The sequence below is a fragment of the Brevibacterium antiquum genome (assembly GCF_016107655.1).
In the GTDB taxonomy this organism is placed as follows: domain Bacteria; phylum Actinomycetota; class Actinomycetes; order Actinomycetales; family Brevibacteriaceae; genus Brevibacterium; species Brevibacterium antiquum.
In genome coordinates this window covers 154613-170589 of sequence record NZ_JABASX010000011.1, presented here as the reverse complement: position 1 = coordinate 170589, position 15977 = coordinate 154613, and the positions used below count along the sequence as shown (strand labels likewise).

The 15977-nt window shown below is 65.1% G+C and carries 13 protein-coding genes; 12 read left to right on the top strand and 1 reads right to left on the bottom strand.

The features are described from left to right. Window positions 1-34 precede the first annotated feature (34 nt). The 8 genes from JFC13_RS17315 to JFC13_RS17280 all read left to right on the top strand — a co-directional run bounded on the left by JFC13_RS17315 (window position 35) and on the right by JFC13_RS17280 (window position 8896). Window positions 35-1258: a Glu/Leu/Phe/Val dehydrogenase dimerization domain-containing protein gene (locus tag JFC13_RS17315; RefSeq protein ID WP_198398293.1), complete on the top strand. Its 1224-nt coding sequence runs from the start codon at window positions 35-37 to the stop codon at window positions 1256-1258. Between the two features lie 4 nt (window positions 1259-1262). Further along, a complete protein-coding gene (locus JFC13_RS17310; RefSeq protein ID WP_198398292.1) occupies window positions 1263-3389 on the top strand; it encodes an acetate--CoA ligase family protein in 2127 nt (708 codons plus the stop codon). Then, window positions 3386-5092 carry a thiamine pyrophosphate-binding protein gene (locus JFC13_RS17305; RefSeq protein WP_198398291.1) on the top strand — a complete coding sequence of 569 codons (1707 nt, stop codon included), beginning with the start codon at window positions 3386-3388 and terminating at the stop codon, window positions 5090-5092. The genes JFC13_RS17310 and JFC13_RS17305 overlap by 4 nt, the downstream gene beginning before the upstream one ends. Continuing rightward, window positions 5089-6255: an acyl-CoA dehydrogenase family protein gene (locus JFC13_RS17300; protein WP_198398290.1), complete on the top strand. Its 1167-nt coding sequence runs from the start codon at window positions 5089-5091 to the stop codon at window positions 6253-6255. The genes JFC13_RS17305 and JFC13_RS17300 overlap by 4 nt, the downstream gene beginning before the upstream one ends. Window positions 6256-6453: 198 nt before the next feature. Continuing rightward, on the top strand, window positions 6454-7080 hold the full coding sequence (locus JFC13_RS17295; RefSeq protein ID WP_092107348.1) for a superoxide dismutase: 627 nt from the start codon (window positions 6454-6456) through the stop codon (window positions 7078-7080). Between the two features lie 58 nt (window positions 7081-7138). After that, window positions 7139-7648: a GNAT family N-acetyltransferase gene (locus JFC13_RS17290; RefSeq protein WP_198398289.1), complete on the top strand. Its 510-nt coding sequence runs from the start codon at window positions 7139-7141 to the stop codon at window positions 7646-7648. A 40-nt stretch (window positions 7649-7688) separates the two neighbouring features. After that, the gene (gene dapB / locus JFC13_RS17285; protein WP_198398288.1) at window positions 7689-8438 is read left to right on the top strand and encodes a 4-hydroxy-tetrahydrodipicolinate reductase; all 750 of its coding nucleotides are present in this window, start codon (window positions 7689-7691) and stop codon (window positions 8436-8438) included. Beyond that, window positions 8438-8896, top strand: coding sequence for a tetratricopeptide repeat protein (locus JFC13_RS17280; RefSeq protein WP_198398287.1), 459 nt, complete (start codon window positions 8438-8440; stop codon window positions 8894-8896). The genes dapB and JFC13_RS17280 overlap by 1 nt, the downstream gene beginning before the upstream one ends. Here JFC13_RS17280 and JFC13_RS17275 read toward each other — a convergent pair. Next, complete coding sequence (locus JFC13_RS17275; protein ID WP_198398286.1) at window positions 8859-10154, bottom strand: heparan-alpha-glucosaminide N-acetyltransferase domain-containing protein; 1296 nt, start codon at window positions 10152-10154, stop codon at window positions 8859-8861. The two genes, JFC13_RS17280 and JFC13_RS17275, sit on opposite strands and share 38 nt — an antisense overlap. Before the next feature lie 148 nt (window positions 10155-10302). On the opposite strand from JFC13_RS17275, the gene JFC13_RS17270 reads away from it, so the two are divergent. From JFC13_RS17270 to JFC13_RS17255, 4 genes are all read left to right on the top strand, one after another. Further along, entirely contained in the window at window positions 10303-12306 is a 2004-nt protein-coding gene (locus JFC13_RS17270; RefSeq protein WP_198398285.1) for an NADH:flavin oxidoreductase, read from the top strand. A 22-nt stretch (window positions 12307-12328) separates the two neighbouring features. Continuing rightward, entirely contained in the window at window positions 12329-13063 is a 735-nt protein-coding gene (locus JFC13_RS17265; RefSeq protein WP_198398284.1) for a TetR/AcrR family transcriptional regulator, read from the top strand. A 166-nt stretch (window positions 13064-13229) separates the two neighbouring features. Beyond that, window positions 13230-14153 carry a 4-hydroxy-tetrahydrodipicolinate synthase gene (gene dapA, locus JFC13_RS17260; protein WP_198398283.1) on the top strand — a complete coding sequence of 308 codons (924 nt, stop codon included), beginning with the start codon at window positions 13230-13232 and terminating at the stop codon, window positions 14151-14153. A 34-nt stretch (window positions 14154-14187) separates the two neighbouring features. Then, window positions 14188-15834 (top strand): ribonuclease J, encoded by a 1647-nt coding sequence (locus JFC13_RS17255; RefSeq protein ID WP_198398311.1) that lies wholly within the window; start codon window positions 14188-14190, stop codon window positions 15832-15834. Window positions 15835-15977 lie beyond the last annotated feature (143 nt).

Here is a 15977-nt window from a genome sequence, read left to right as displayed (position 1 = left end):
TGAACAGCGATTCAGTAAAACCCTTGGGAGCGACATGTTCATGGACATCACCTGGCAGGATCCGATCACCGGAGCACACGGATTCGTCGTCATCGACACGCTGGTGAGGGGAACAGCCTCGGGCGGACTGAGAATGCGTCAGGGGTGCACTCTCGAGGAGGTGCGGGGCCTGGCTCAGGGGATGACGCGCAAGGAGGCGATCCATCTGCGGCCGGGCCGGCACTACATTCCCGTCGGTGGTGCGAAGGGCGGCATCGACTTCGACCCACGTGCCCCCGGAGCCAGAGACATCCTCGAACGCTTCCTCGTCGACGTGAACCCGATCATGTGCGCCTATTGGGCCCTCGGCGAGGACCTGGGCGTGCGCCAGAGCGATATCGACGACATCCTCGCACAACGTGAGCTCGGAAGCGGGCTGGCAGCCGTCGAGAAACTGCTCACAGACCCGCAAGCCGCCACAGCGCGAGCCGCGACGGCTTTCTCCACGATTGTCGACGGTGTGGGACAGGACGAACTCGTCGGCGGACTCGGAGTGGCCAGCTCGGTGATCGCCGCTCTCGAAGCCAACGGGCAAGACCCTGCAGCTGCGAGCGCAGTGATCCAAGGATTCGGATCGATGGGCGGGGCAACCGCCCGGTTCCTCGCCGAGGCGGGGGTGAGCATCGTCGGAATCGCCGATGCAGATGGGTTCGTGTCCAACTCGGCCGGCCTCGACGTCGAGGCCCTGCTGGCGACACGGGATCCCTTCGGCGGCATCGACCGGGCCGCACTGCGGCCCGAGGACGTCGACGGTGACCGTGGAGACTGGCTGGCCGCCGACTGTGATGTGCTGGTCCCCGCCGCTGTCAGCTACGCGATCACGCCTGAGAACTGCGAGACCATCACCGCCGGGCTCATCGTCGAGGCGGCGAACATGCCCGTCCTGCCTGAGGCCGAAGACCGTCTGCAGGCTCGCGGTGTCACAGTCGTTCCCGACTTCCTGGCGAACTCTGCAACGAATGCATGGTGGTGGTGGGTGACGTTCGGTGATGTCGATGGCAGCTGGGAGACCAGCAGGTCGATCGTGACGAAGACTCTGCGCGAACTCACGACACAAGTGCTGGGCGAGGCCGGCCGGCAGCACATCACCCCCAGGCAGGCAGCGCAGGCGAGGGTCGACGCGAACCTCGAGGTGCTCCGGTCCGCGTCTGGGCCCAGGGTCTTAGGCTCCGAACCCGGGGCCACTGAGCAGTCGACCGACGCGATGGCAGATCGCTAGAACCATGAACCGGTTCTTCGACCCCGGCAGCGTCGCCATCCTCGGAGCCTCGAACGACCCGGCGAAATGGGGGTTCTGGCTCTCAGCAGGTGCGCTGCAAGGCACCGGCAGGCGTCGGGTCTACCTCATCAATTCCCGAGTCGCCTCCATCCAGTCCGAGCCCACGTTCGCGAGTTTCGCTGACCTGCCGGAGACCCCGGAACTTCTGGTCATATCGATCCCAGGCACGGGGGTTCCGGCCGTGGTGGGCGAGGCGCTTGCCGCTGGCGTGACGGCCTTCCTCATTATCTCGTCCAGGGTTCCCGGCGCCGCCGACCTGGCAGAGCGCATCGTGTCTGCGGGCGCACGTCTCATCGGGCCCTCATCCTTGGGCGTCGTCGATTCGGGCAACGACCTCCTTCTGGCCTGGGGGAACTTCACCCCAGGCTCGCTGGCCGTGGTGACGCAGAGCGGTCAATTGGGAACGGAGATCGCCACCCTCTCAGCGCGCAGCGGACTCGGAATCTCACGTTTCGCCTCCATCGGCGGACAGTCCGACGTCCGGGCAGCAGAGATCTTGAACACCCTCGTCGACGATGCCGACACCACACAGGTCGTTCTCTACCTCGAATCCTTCACCGGCGGCAGTGCCCTGGTCTCGGCCATGCAGGCACTGCGCGCGGCCGGAAAACCCACGATGATCCTCACCACGGGCCAATCGGACGCCGGCGCCAGGCTCGCGAAATCGCACACCGGATCACTCACCTCGGCGATGGACACGGTCGATGCCGCCTGCCGCGCCGCCGGTGCGATCCGACTCTCTACACCCGGTGAGGCGGTCGAACTCGCCGGTTTCCTCGCCACCTCGTGGCTGCCCGCAGGGAAGCGGATCGCCATCATCTCCGACTCCGGCGGACAGGGCGCGATCGCGGCAGACCGAGCCGAATCCCACGGACTGCGCGTCAACGTCCTCGACGCCGCCACCCGAGCCCGCGTCGAAGCCCATCTCCCGCAGGCCGGGCACATCGACAACCCGATCGACCTCGACGGGGCGGGGGAAGCCGACCTGTCGGTGCACTCGCGTCTCGTCGCTGAGCTCCTCGCCGATGAGTCGATCGACTCAGTCATCCTCAGCGGATACTTCGGCTGCTACGGCGAGGACATCCCCGCTCTCCTCGAGGCAGAACTGGCCGAGGTGGGGCAGCTGGGCGAAACCGTACGCTCGCACCGCAAGCCGCTCATCGTCCACTCGATGAGCGCCGATTCGCCCGCCGTCGCCGCACTGTGGGAGAACTCGATACCCGCCTACACCTCGATCGAATCGGTCATGCGCGTTGTCGCCGGAGCAAGCTTCTACGCCTCACACGCCGGGCGCATCACCGAAGCTCTGGAACGCTCGGGTCCGGTCACCCCCTGGGGGACCGGCTACACGGCGGCGCGGGACACGATCTCGGCAGCTGGGGTGCCGGTGCCGCAGGCTCTGACCGTGAGGCGCGGAACCGAACTCGCCGAGACGATGGCCGGTTCGGACCTGACTCCGCCGTTCGTGCTCAAAGCCGGTTGGCCCGCACACAAAACGGAACTCGGGGCGATCGCGCTGGGCCTCAGCGATGCCACAGCCCTCGAACACGCCTATACGGAGATGGTGGCCCGCCTCGGCGAGGGCGAGTACATCGTCGAGGAGATGGACACCCGCGGTGAGGCCGTCGAAATCCTCGTCGGTGGCCGACAGGACGAGAACTTCGGGCCCATCGTGATGGTGGGAGCCGGAGGAACCGAGACCGAACTCTACGGCGACACTTGGCTCGAGCTGGCACCAGTGACGCATGCGGAAGCACTTGAGATGGTGTCGCGGCTGACATGCTATCGGCTGCTCACCGGGTGGCGTGGACGGCGTCCGGCGGACCTTGACGAACTGGCCGAGATCATCGTCTCGGTCTCCCGTCTGATCGCTGGCAGCAACGAGATCCAAGAGGTCGAGATCAACCCGGTGCGCGTCACCCCCGATGGAGCGCTCGCCGTCGATGCGCTCGTCGTGACCAACCGAGACGAGGAAGACGATGGCAGTACCGATGACGACAGCAGCACCGACTACGACAGCGGCAATCATAACGCCGGCAGCACCGACATTCCCGACAAGGAGTCACGATGACAGAGGAACAGGCAGAGATCACCGGCGGTGCGCACCTGGCCCGGGCACTGAGAGCCGAGAGAATCACGCGAGTCTACGGGATCCCCGGGACCCACAATCTCGAGATCTTCGCACAGCTGGCCGCCGAGGGCATCGACATCGTCTCACCGCGCCATGAACAGGGAGCCGGATACATGGCCGACGGCGCGGCCCGCGTCACCGGCGAGGTGCAGGTCGTCGTCACAACGACGGGACCGGCGGTGTTCAATGCGCTGACCGCACTGCTGCAGTCCTTCACCGATTCGGTCCCGGTCCTGCTCATCAGCCCCGGTATGCCGCTGGCCCACCCCGGACGTGGCAACGGACTCCTCCACGAGGTGCGCAACCAGAGCCAGGCGATCGAAGCAGTCCTCGGTGACAGCCATCGGGTGACAAGCCCCGGTGAGGTGTCCCTAGCAGTCGGACAGGCCCTGTCGCGCATGCGCACCGGGCGCGCTCGCCCCGCCTACATCGAGATCCCACTCGACCTCATCGAGGCCGCTGGTCCCGGCTGGGCCCATCCTGCGGTGGCCCGTCCCCATCCGAGCCCCGAGCCCTCAGCAGTCAATTCCGCCGCCGAGGCGCTGGCAGACTCCCAGCGTCCCCTCCTCGTCGTCGGGGCCGGGGCCCGCAGCGCCGGAGTCGAGATCGAAGAGCTTTCCCGGGTGCTCGGGGCCGGGGTCATCCTGTCCTCGAACGCGAAGGGCACGATCGACGATGAGTTCGAGAACAACCTCGGCGCCATCGGTGTCCTCGAAGTTCTGCCGGAGGTGCTCAGTGCTGCCGATGCTGTGGTGGCCATCGGCACTGAACTGGCTCCCAGCGATTTCTGGCCCGAACCGATGCCGCTGCCGCACACGGTTGTGCGCATCGACCTCGACGAGGTGCAGATGCTGCGCAACGCCCGCGTCACCCACCCCATCCCAGCCGATGCCACGGACGCGACGATCGCATTGACGCACCAGCTGCACCAGACCAGGTCGACCAGCCGCTCACAGGCAGCAGTCGAGTGGCTGCGCGGCTGGCAGGACACGATCACGGCCGCAGCCAAGGATGAAGGAGCACCCTGGGCACAGCTGTGCGGCGGGCTCAACGACTACACCACCTCGGCGGCCTCACCTGTCATCGTCGCCGCGGATTCCACGATGTGCTGCTACTACGGTGTGCAGACCGGATGGATGGCACGCCGAGGTGACCGCTTCCTCTACCCGGCAGGCGCCGGAACCCTGGGATACGGCCTGCCCGCGGGAATCGGTGCGAAACTCGCCGTGCCCGGAGCCAGGGTCGTGGCGATCGAGGGCGACGGGGGAGCGATGTTCACGATCGCCGAACTCGCTGCGGCAGTGCAGGCGCGAGTATCACTGTCACTCATCATCGTCGACAACGGCGGGTACGGGGAGATCCGCAACGAGATGGCCGATCGCGGCGATACCCCTGCGGGAGTGGCTCTGCTGGGCCCCGACTTCCCGGCCTTGGCTCAGTCGATGGGCGCTCGCGGTCTCCACGTCGAGACCCAGGAGCAGCTGGCGACGGCACTGCAGCAGGCCGAGGACTTCGCCGGACCCACCCTCATCCACATCACCGAGGATTCCCGCGCGGCCACGGACATGCTGGGTGCGGTCCGGCAGACACAGAGTTCGCATGAGTCGACACAGAGTTCGCACGAGAAGAAGGACCTGACATGAGCTATACACCCTGGCCGCTGAGTGATGAGCAGAACGACATCATCGAATTGTGCGCCACCTTCGCCAAGGACAAGATCCGACCCGCAGGCCCCGGCGTCGACGAAGCGGACACCGAGTCCCCGGTGGAGCTGTTCCGCGAGGCGGCACGCGTGGGCATCACCGACTTCATGATCCCCGAGGAGTACGGGGGCGGAGGCTTCACCGACGTCTTCACCCAATGCCTCGTCCAAGAGCAGCTGTGCTTCGGGGACCCCGGCATCGGGAACCTTCTGTGCTCCAACGGCTTCTTCGCCGATCCGATCCTGGCGCTGGGTACCGAAGAGCAGAAAGAGACCTGGCTGCGCCCTCTGACCGGGCCGGAACCGGTCTTCACCGCTCTGGCGACGACCGAACCGGGCTCTGGATCCGACTCCGCCTCGATCACCACCAGGGCAGAGGCTGTTGACGGCGGTTACCTGCTCAACGGGCAGAAGGTCTGGATCTCGAACGCCGGACTCGCCGAGGGCTATGTGGTCTTCGCCAAGACTGATCCCGCGCAGCGCTCACGTGGGGTCACCGCCTTCCTCCTGCCCAGGGAAACCGAGGGCATGGAGTTCGGGGCCCCGATGAAGAAGATGGGCCAGCGGGCGATCGTGTGCCGGGAGATCTTCTTCTCCGACGCGTTCGTGCCGACCCACAACCGCCTCGGCGAGGAGGGGCAGGGCTTCTACGGGCTGATGCGCACCTTCGACATCTCCCGTGTGGTCCTCGGTGCCGCGGCACTGGGCACAGCCAGAGCAGCCTACGAATACGCCCGCGACTACGCGCGTGAGCGCACACAGTTCGGAAAAACGATCATCGAACATCAGTCCGTGGCCTTCCGGCTGGCAGACATGTCGGCACGCATCGATGCCGCCTGGCTGCAGGTCCTCAACGCGGCCCGGATGATCGATGCCGGTGACGGCGTGCCGCGGGAGAAGGTCACCGCCTCGGCGGCCATGGCCAAACTGGGCGCCTCGGAGACGGCGATGTTCTGCACCTGGGCCGGAGTCCAGACCCTGGGCGGGTGGGGCTATTCGCGAGAGCATCCGGTTGAGCAGTGGATGCGGGATGCGAAACTCGAGGAGATCGAGGAAGGCACCTCAGACATCATGCGGCTGCTCATCTCACGGAATCTGCCCTGACACTGTGGATGATTTCGTGTGGATGCATTCGTATGGCGTGTGGATGCATTCGTGCGGTGCCGCGATCTTTTCCGAGGTCACTTGGCGTCATCTGGAATAGTCCTCACGATTACCGTGTTGTTCGAGATGAGACCCTGCTATAGGGTCGAAATGAAGCCGCCGACCTGGCGGACATCAATTCTCTTCAGGAGGAATTTCATGGCTGAGCAGTACGTCCTTCCGGAACTGCCCTACGACTACTCCGCACTTGAGCCGCACATCTCGGCTCGCATCATGGAGCTGCACCACGACAAGCACCACGCAACCTACGTCAAGGGCGCCAACACCGCCGTTGAGCAGCTGGCTGAAGCCCGCGAAAGCGGCAACCTCGCCAACGTGCCGAAGCTGACCCGCGACCTCGCGTTCAACCTCGGCGGACACGTCAACCACTCGATCTTCTGGAACAACATGTCTCCAGACGGTGGCGACAAGCCCGTCGGCGAACTCGCAGCAGCCATCGACGACCAGTTCGGTTCCTTCGACAAGTTCCGTGAGCACTTCACCACGGCAGCCACCACGATTCAGGGCTCCGGCTGGGCCGTGCTCGTCTACGATCAGCTCGGTGGAAACCTCTTCATCGAACAGCTCAAGGACCAGCAGTCGGACATCCAGCTCGGCGGAACCCCGGTTCTCCAGCTCGATATGTGGGAGCACGCCTTCTACCTCGACTACCAGAACGTCAAGCCTGACTACGTCAAGGCCTGGTGGAACATCGTGAACTGGGCAGATGCAGGCGCACGCTTCGACCGCGCCGTGGCTCAGACCAAGGGCCTCCTGCTCGGCTGATAGCTGTACAGACCCTGAAACGGCGGCTCCGACCCATCGCGGCGGGGCCGCCGTTTTCATGTCCGGGGACTGGCCTGACGACCGCTCACCAGCAGGTGCGCAGGCATGGCTCGATAGGATCCGCAGTGCCGAGGACGAGGGGACGCCGGCGGCCGACGCAATCGTGGACGGGAACCAGACGCCGGTCGGCAATGTGATGGCGACAGCCGTCGATCGGCGGAATTCGACCGCTTGGATCTCCTATTGGCTCGACCCAGACGTCCGGGGTCGGGGCCTGGCCGCGGCCGGCCTGCGCAGTTTCGTCGACCACCTCCACGATGGACTTGGCGTCTATCGACTTGAACTGGGCTTCCGCGTGAACAACCCGGCATCGGCAGCGGTCGCGAAGAGCGCCGGTTTCATCGTCGAAGGTCGGCAACGTGAACGACTGCTTTACGGCGGGGTCCGGTTCGATACAGAAGAATGTGCTCGACTGGCCGGAGATCCGCGGCCCCAGCGGCGCAGACTGCCGATCCGTGCTTCCTCGACCACATCACCTGATGACGGTGGCAGTGCCGTGAGTCGTTAGACTGGCCTGCGGAGATCGTCGAGCAAGGAGTTACGAACTTATGAATGCGATTCGGGTAGCCGTCATCGGAGCACAGGGCCGCATGGGCGCCCAAGCTGTCGACGCCATCACCGAGGCTGAGGGCCTCGAACTCGTTGCGAGCCTGGGCAGCAGCGACTCCCTGGAGAGTCTGCTCGAGAAGAGCGTCGACGTTGCGGTTGAACTCACGGTTCCCGCCTCGACGGAGGCCAACGTGCGCTTCCTCGTCGAGCACGACATCGACACCGTGGTCGGAACGACCGGCTGGGACGCTGAGAAGCTGTCCGGTCTCGCAGAGCTCCTGGCCAAGCATGCGGAGACCGCTGTGCTCATCGCCCCGAACTTCTCGATCGGTGCGGTCCTGGCCATGCGCTTCGCTGAGCTGGCCGCACCGTACTTCGACTCCGCCGAGGTGGTCGAGATCCACCACCCACGCAAGCTCGACGCTCCGTCGGGAACGGCTAACCACACCGCGCAGCGAATCGCGGCAGCCCGGAACGATGCCGGCCTGCCTCCGGTACCCGACGCCACCGAAATCGATCCCAACGGTGCTCGCGGCGCAGTCGTCGACGGCATCCACGTGCACGCGATCCGACAGCAGGGCATGACAGCCTCGGAGGAGATCCACTTCGGTTCCAGCGGCGAGGCCCTGACGATCCGGACGGACTCACATTCCACCTCGGCGTTCATGCCGGGAATCGTCACCGCAGTGCGGTCGATCTCCGACTACACCGGCCTTCTGCATGGCCTCGAGAATATGCTCGACCTCTGATGTCCAAAGGAAAAATCGGGGCGATCGTCGTCTCAGTGGTGCTCGTCTTCTACTTCGTCCTTATGGGGCATCGAGCATGGATTCTGGTCAGAGAACCCGATCTGATTCCACGACTGATGGGCATCGCCCTCTTCGTCCTGCCGCTCGTCGGAGCCTGGACGCTCATCGTTGAACTCATGTTCGGTGCCCGGACCGAGAAGTTGGCGCGCATCCTGAAATCAGAGGGTGGGCTTCCCGTCGATGATCTTCCGCGAACTCCGGGCGGGAGGATCATCCGCGAATCCGCCGACGAAGCCTTCGGTCAGTACCAGGCCGAGGCAGAGGCGGCACCCGAGGACTGGCGCTCATGGTTCCGCCTCTCCTGTGCCTACGACGCGTGCGGAGATCGCAAGCGCGCCAGATCAACGATGCGCAAGGCCGTCACGATGCATCGGGCGGGTGTGAAGCAGAATTCCTAGCCGGCCCGGGCCCCGGAACCGGCGACGCGGATCGGATGATCGCCGCGACTCCGCCCTCAAGCGGGCCATGGGCACCGATCGCCAGCTTCCACATCAGAGCGAAGCCGATGAACACGAGAGCATGCAGACCGAACTCGACGGTCTGCGGTGACATCGCCTCACCGCCGAGCATCGGATTGGCCTCGATCCAGGGGCGAGTGATCTCGAGCAGGACGACATGGGCGGAGTACACGCTCAAGGGCATTGAGCCGGGAGCCGTCAACGGCGCCAGCACCCAGGTGCTGCGCCCCAGGAGCATCGCCAGCGACTGACAGACGACGATGGTCGTCAGTGCGGTTCCGGCCGTGGACAGCAGGTCGAAGGGCGTGCTTGAGTGCGGGCCCGCGATCGCCAGCCACCACCACGACGTCGTCGGCGTCACCCCATAGCTGCCGGTGAACAGCGCCGCATTGAGATCGGTCCCATGCAGCTCGGACACCCGAACCAGCACAGGACCGCCTCCAGCGACGTTGATGAGCAGCCAGGAGACTCCCTTGCCGACGAGGAACAGCCCCAGACCGGCGGCGAAGAGGGACAGGAGGTGCCTGCCGATATCGACCTTCGCGACCGCCATCCCCAACAAGATGTACGACAGCCACTGCAGAATCGGGTAATAGCCGGTGAGCACCAGGTCGTGGAGCATGGTCACAGGGCTCGCGAAGTCGAACCACGACATCGACGAATACATCGGCTCCAGGCCGAACTGGCTGCGGATGAGCATCGAGAGCACAGGGCTGAGGACCATCCAGGCACCGGCGATGACGAAGAGTGTGCTGGCGCGCAGGCGCAGAAACAGCATCGCAATCGCGAACATGACCCCGTAGTTGACGAGGATGACAGCCAGCAGCGACGAGATCGACCCCAGGCACAGTCCGATGATGACGATCGCTCCTGCCCGGATGAGCACACTGGGCACGGCATCGCGCAGACGTCCCGAAGCTGCCATCCGCGACCGCGTCGAGAGCACCAGCGAACAGCCGGCCAGGACCGCGAACAGTGCCGAGGCACGCCCCGCAAACACGGCTGCCCAGGTTGGGAGGCCCTCGGGATCGGACAAGGCGAAGATGTGCGTGACCATCATCGCGAACAGGGCGATTCCGCGAGCGGCGTCGAGGCCGATGAGTCGTCCGGCGGGGCTCAGGCGATCACGGACCGTTGTCCTGTCATCAGTCGTTGTGCTGCCAGCAGTCGCCGAGGTGGGGGAGCGGTGTGAGCTCATGCCTCGATTCTCACATGGTCGGGGCCATCCGGTTGTTCTGAGTCGAGCACTTGGGTGTTCTGCACCGAGCAGTTGGACCTTCCACAGTTATTCATACCATGATATGAATTACCTGTCAGGACCCACCCCGCATGCATCAAGGACGATCATGTCTTCACTGTTCCCTCACCTCTTCGAACCCATCACGCTGGGCGCGAAGACCATTCGCAACCGCATCGTGTCCTCGGGCCACGACACCGTACTCGATGACCACGGGATGATCGGCGACGATCTTGTCGCCTATCACGAAGAGCGAGCCAGGGGCGGCTGCGGTCTCATCGTCCTCCAGGTCTCAGGCGTCCACGAGACCGCCCGTTACACGAACCATGTGCTCATGGCCACCGACGATTCCTCGGTGCCCGGATACCGGACCGTCGCCGAGGCGGTCCACCGTCACGGTGCCACCATCTTCGCTCAGCTCTTCCACCCGGGACGTGAGGTCATGGACGGCGAGCGCGGCATGGCCCCTCGCGCCGTGGCTCCCAGTGACGAACCGCAGGAGAGGTTCAAGGTCGTCCCCGAGGCATTGAGCACCTCCGCGATCAAGGACATCATCGCCGGGTATGCCAGCGCCGCGAAGCGCATCGCCGACTCCGGCATCGACGGCGTCGAGATCGTGGCCAGCCATGGGTACCTGCCCATTCAGTTCTTCAACCCGCGAGTGAACACGCGCACCGATGAATACGGGGGCAGCCCGGCCAGTCGTCGTCGTTTCCTCGCCGAGGTGGTCGCCGGGGTTCGCGAAGCGGTGGGCCCAGACGTCGTGGTGGGCCTGAGGATCTCTGGAGAGGAGAAGACCGAGGACGGTCTGGTCGCCACCGAGGTTCTCGAGCTCATCGGCCACCTCGACGCGATGACGGTCGCGGATGGGCCAGGCTCCGGCGAGCAGATGGACTGCCTCGACTACTTCTCGATCACCGCCGGAGACTCCTCGACCCTGCAGGGTGCGGTGCACATCGTCCCCTCGATGCAGATCGACCCGGCCTATGCCGCGAGCCTGTCCGAACAGGTCAAGAAGATCACCGACCGACCGGTGATGGTCGCCGGACGGATCAACCAGCCCCACGAGGCGGAGACGGCCATCGCCGAAGGCCGCACCGACATGGCGATCATGACCCGGGCGATGATCTGCGACCCGGCGATCGCCGACAAGGCCCAGCACGACGCCGTGGACGAGATCCGAGCCTGCATCGGCTGCAACCAGGCCTGCATCGGGCATTTCCAGATGGGCGTGCCCATCTCCTGCATCCAGTACCCCGAGTCGGGTCGGGAGCTGACGTTCCTGCCCAGGCCCAGGGTGAGGACCCGACGTCGTGTGCTCGTCATCGGGGGAGGCCCCGCCGGACTCAAGGCGGCAGCGGTGGCAGCTGAACAGGGTGATGACGTCGTCCTCTGTGAACGCGAGCCCCACCTCGGCGGGGCCGTGCTGCTGGCTCAGGAGCTGCCCTACCGGTCCGAATTCGGGGGAGCGGCGACGAACCTGAGCGCCGAGGCACGACGCGCGGGAGTCGACATTCGAACGTCGACGCCGGTGACCCAGCAGATGCTGGCCGAGGTTGCCCCCGATCACGTGATCGTCGCGACGGGTGCCAAGCAGCGGATGCCACAACTTGAGGTCGACGATGAGGCTGTCGTCGTCGGTGCCCGCGACTATCTGAGCACCCAGCCGAGTCTGCCTGCAGGCCGTGTGCTCGTCACCGATTGGAAGGGCGACTGGATCGGCCTGGGCATCGCCCTGCGCTTGGCCGAAGCACGCGTACCGGTGACACTGGCGACGGCGGCGAACTTCGCCGGAGCCGCGATCCAGCAGTACACACGCACACTGCTCGTGTCCCAGGCTCTGCGGGCTGGAGTCGACTTCCTCAACGACGCCCGCCTCGTCGGAGTCGATGCGTCGACCGGCTACCTGCAGTCGACGCTGTGCGAACTCGTCCACGAGGTCGACGGCGTGGCGGCGACTATCGTCTCCGGCGCACCGCAGTCCGTGATCCCTGATCTCGACTTCGGGTCCGCGAGCGTTCGCACCATCGGGGATGCCGTGGCACCGCGGACGGTGGAGGAAGCGGTCTTCGAAGGACTGCAGGCCGCGAGCAGTTTGGCTGCAGCCTCATGAGCATCGTGAGATCGGCATTCTCGTGAGCCCGCGTCCTCAGCACTCCGCGGCCGAGGTCGCGTCCAGGCGCAGCGCCATCCTCGAATCCGCCCTTGACCAGATTGCCCAGCACGGTCCGGAAGCAGTGCGGATGAAGGACATCGCCGAGGCGGCGGAGCTGTCCGTGGGTACTCTGCAGTACTACTTCGGGTCCCGGGAGTCCCTGCTCGTCCACGCCTTCTCGACCCACAGCAGCACAGTCGTCGACGCCATCGCGGGTCTCACACAGGAGCAGGGGACAGCGTGGGAGAGGCTGCAGTCGAGTCTGCGGGCCGTCCCGAGGAGCGGTGACCTGCAGCGGCGCTCGCAGGTGTGGATCGAACTCCTCGCCGCCTCGCCGCGCAATGAGTACCTGCGAGACTCGGTCGACGCGATCTTCGACACATGGAGTGCCCACTTCCGGGGACTGATCGCCATCGGCATCGACGACGGGAGCTTCCGGCCGCACGCCGATGTGGATCTCATCGTCGACACTCTCATCGCGGTCATCGACGGCTTCGATGTCGGAGTGGCCGCCGGTCGCAGTGCCGCGACGTCCGATCGGATCGCGGCATCCCTCGAGCTCACCGCCGGACGGCTGCTGGGCGTCGACGACAGGGCCACAGCCGATGACGCGGCCGCCGGCGCTGCTGCCGCTGCTGACGTCGGCGCTGCTGCCGCTGGCAGCGCCGCAGCCGGTGCAGGGGTCAGTACAGGGGTCAGAGCCCGGTCGGTGTGATCTGTCTCTCGTGGTCTCATTGCCTTGTACGGTCCCAGCCGAATGCCTCGCCCGCCGCCGACGAGCGGCCAGCGGCCACGGGTGACAGACGGCGATAGGGAAATGCACTGGTGGCGCGCGGATGGCCACTGCCGCAGTCATGAGCTGTGCGCGGTATCCTTTTCGTATGGCGATTCTCGGTGACAGCGCAGCAGCCGCTGCAATTGATGCGTTCGGTACGGTCGGCACGGCGATGGTGACGCCGTTCAAGGACGACGGAACCATTGATTATCCTGCCGTGGAGAAGGTTGCGAACCACCTTGTCGACCTCGGCAACAACATGCTCGTGGTGTCCGGAACCACCGGCGAATCACCGACGACGACCGATGATGAGAAGATCGAACTGCTCAAGGTCGTCCGCGGTGTCATCGGCAACCGGGCGAAGATCATTGCGGGTACCGGCAACAACGTCACCTCGCACACCATCGATCTGTCCAAGCGCTCGGCCGAAGCCGGCGCGGATGGAATCCTCATCGTCACGCCCTACTATTCGAAGCCGACACAGCCGGCCATTGCCGCCCACATGCGCGCAGCAGCCGACTCCACCGACCTTCCCGTCATGCTCTATGACATCCCGGGACGATCGGGCGTGCCGATTCGGACGGAGACTCTCCTCGAGTTAGCCGATCACCCCAACATCCTCGCGGTCAAGGACGCCAAGGGCGACCTCTTCGCCTCGGCGCAGGTGATGAACCGCAGCTCGCTCGTCTACTACTCGGGTGAGGATGCGCTCAACCTTCCGCTGCTGGCTCTCGGTGCCCTCGGTGTCGTCTCCGTGGCGGGCCATGTCTGCACACCGCGGTTCGCTGACATGGTCGACGCCGTGGCGAACAACGACCTCACCACCGCCCGCGCGATTGCCCATGAAACGGCAGACATGGTCGACGCGCTCATGAACCACATGCCGGGAGTCATCTCGGCCAAGGCCGCACTACAGGCCCAAGGAATACTTGACAACCGCGGTACGCGAATGCCGCTGCTCCCAGCAGATGACGAGCAGATGGCCCTCGTGACCGCCCAATTGACCAGGAGTGGTTACCTCAGTGAATAATGCATTGACTCAAGAACTGAAACTTCCGCCGAAGATGGACCCGGAAGCCGTCCGCATCGTGGCGCTCGGCGGCCTCGGTGAAGTCGGCCGCAACATGACCGTGTTCGAGTACCACGGCAAGCTGCTCATCGTCGACTGCGGCGTCCTCTTCCCGGAGGAGGACCAGCCCGGCGTTGACCTCATCCTCCCCGACTTCGCCTATCTCGACGATCGCCTCGACGACATCGTCGGCCTCGTCCTCACCCACGGGCACGAAGACCACATCGGAGCCGTGCCCTACCTGCTGCGCCGCAAAGCCGATATCCCGATCCTCGGTTCGAACCTGACGATCGCTCTCATCGAGGCCAAGCTCAAGGAACACCGGATCAAGCCGATCACCCGCGTGGTCAAGGAGAACGACCTCGATCAGCTCGGTCCCTTCGACCTCGAGTTCGTCGCCGTCAACCACTCGATTCCCGACGCTCTCGCGGTCTTCATCCGCACCGGCGCGGGCAACATCCTCCACACCGGCGACTTCAAGATGGACCAGCTCCCGCTCGACGGCCGGATCACGGACCTGCGGGCCTTCGCCCGCCTCGGCGAGGAAGGCGTCGACCTGTTCATGACGGACTCGACGAACGCCGAGGTCCCTGGATTCACCGCTCTGGAGAAGGACATCGGGCCGGTTCTCGAGAACCTCTTCGGCCACGCCGAGCGCCGGATCATCGTCGCCTCGTTCTCCTCGCACATCCACCGCGTCCAGCAGGTGCTCAACGCCGCAGACGCACACGGCCGCAAGGTCGCACTCGTCGGCCGGTCGATGGTGCGCAACATGAAGATCGCCGAGGACCTCGGGTACCTCGAGGTTCCCCGCGGTGCTCTCATCGACATCAAAGAGGTCGACAAGCTCCCCGATGACCAGGTCGTGCTCATGTGCACCGGTTCGCAAGGCGAGCCGATGGCAGCCCTGTCACGCATGGCCAACCGCAGCCACCGCGTCGAGGTGGGCGACGGCGACACCGTCATCCTCGCCTCCTCACTCATCCCCGGCAACGAGAACTCCGTGTTCAAGGTCATCAACGGGCTGATGAAGCTGGGCGCCAACGTGATCTCCAAGGCCGACGCCAAGATCCACGTGTCCGGACACGCCTCCGGGGGCGAGCTGCTCTACTGCTACAACATCGTCCAGCCCCGCGGCGTCATGCCCGTCCACGGCGAATGGCGACACATGCTGGCCAACGCCAGGCACGCCGAGGCGACCGGAGTGAACCCGGACAACATCGTCCTCGCCGACGACGGTTGGGTCGTCGACCTCAAGGACGGCCACGCCGAGGTTGTGGGCGCAGTGGACTGCAACTTCGTCTTCGTCGACGGCTCCTCAGTCGGTGAGATCACCGAGGCGGACCTCAAAGACCGTCTCGTGCTCTCCGGCGAAGGCTTCGTCACGATCTTCATGGCCATCAACAGCCAGTCCAAGTCCCTCATCGCCGGACCCGAAATCCACGCCCGCGGTGTAGCCGAGTCCGATTCTGTCTTCGACTCGATCATGCCGAAGGTCACGAAGGCCGTCGAGGATGCACTCAAGGACGGCAACACCGACCAGTACCAGCTGCAGCAGGTCGTGCGCCGCACTGTGGGACGCTGGGCGTCCTCGAAGCTGCGTCGCAAGCCGATGATCGTCCCCATGGTCGTCATCGTCTGAGTTCGTTCGACACAGTTGATTCGACAGAGTTCGTTCGCCAAAGCACACACAGACCGACCGCCGCGCACCGCCTCGGCGACTGTCGAGTCTTCTTCAGATACCTGAACCTGCAAAAGCTCCCCACATGTGGGGAGCTTTTGCAG